The 1,247-nt window shown below is 59.4% G+C and carries 1 protein-coding gene; it reads right to left on the minus strand.

Annotation, left to right across the window (positions count from 1 at the left end; translation table 11 throughout):
- Positions 1-31 precede the first annotated feature (31 nt).
- Positions 32-1,188, minus strand: a protein-coding gene (locus ACI7MX_RS22975) for an IS3-like element ISPa20 family transposase (RefSeq protein WP_088500313.1) whose coding sequence is annotated in 2 segments (ribosomal slippage) — positions 32-930 and positions 930-1,188 — 1,158 coding nt in all. Because the reading frame shifts where the segments join, the coding sequence is not laid out codon by codon here.
- Positions 1,189-1,247 lie beyond the last annotated feature (59 nt).

The raw sequence follows: 1,247 nt of genomic DNA on the forward strand, positions 1-1,247 counted from the left end.
TTGATCTTGCCCAGCAACCGTGGACACAGTTTCAAGCACTCATCCGGGCCTCGTAGGCTTGCGGGCTGATGTGCCCCAGCGTGCTATGTCGCCGCTGGCGGTTATAGTCGGTTTCGATGTATTCAAACACGGTTTCACGCATCTGGGCGCGGCTCATGAAGCGCTCGCCATGGATGCATTCGACCTTCAGGCTGTGGAAGAAGCTCTCCGCACACGCATTATCGTAGCAGTTGCCTTTCGCGCTCATACTGCATCGCAGCTGATGAGCGCGGATTAGACCCTGATAAGCCGTTGAGCAGTACTGACTGCCGCGGTCGCTGTGTACGATCACTCCCTTTGGCTGCTTTCGCCGCCACAGCGCCATGTGCAGAGCATCGCAGGCCAGGTCAGCCGTCATGCGTTCGCTCATGGCCCAGCCGACCACCATGCGCGAGTACAGATCAATGATTACGGCGAGATACAGCCAGCCCTCGTCCGTGTGCAGGTAGGTGATGTCGCCCACCCATTTCTGATTGGGTGCTGATGCTGTGAAGTCTTGCTTGAGCAGGTTCTCTGCCACCGGGAGCGAGTGTCGGGAGTTGGTTGTGGCCTTGAACTTCTTGGCCGCCTTGGCGCGTAAGCCTTGTCGCTGCATCGAGGCTGCAACCGTCTTGCGATTACAGCGCAGCCCGGCTTCCCACAGGTCATGGCACAGCCGCGGGGCGCCACTGCGGCCCTTACGGGCGTTATACGCTTGCGCGACCCGCTGATCCAGCTCGGCCCGTTGCTGGTGGCGTGTGGATGGCTCGCGTGAGCACCAGGCGTAGAAACCACTGCGGGCGACACCCAGAACACGGCACATGGCTTTCACCGGAAACGCTGGGGCATGTGTCCTCATGAAGGCGTACTTCACTTGAGGCTCTTCGCAAAGTACGCCGCGGCCTTTTTTACGATGGCCAGTTCTTCGGCTTGCTCGGCCAGGAGCCGCTTGAGGCGGGCGTTTTCGTCGGCCAGTGACTGTTCGCGCTCACTGCTGCTCAGGGTCTGCTGCTGCTTACTGCGCCAGCCATAGAGCTGAGACGCATGAAGACCAAGCTGTTCGGCCGCTTTACTAACGCCAATTCGCTCGGCCAGCGCCAACGCTTCATTCTTGAAGGCTTGGGAGTGACGGGTACGGTTCTGTTTCATCGGGGTAGCGGTTCTTGCCATGGTTCACCTCGTTGCAGTTTATCGCTTAACGGGGTGTCCACTCGTGCTGGGCAAGATCA

The sequence above is a fragment of the Pseudomonas sp. 2024-210 genome (assembly GCF_045062345.1).
In the GTDB taxonomy this organism is placed as follows: Bacteria; Pseudomonadota; Gammaproteobacteria; order Pseudomonadales; family Pseudomonadaceae; genus Aquipseudomonas.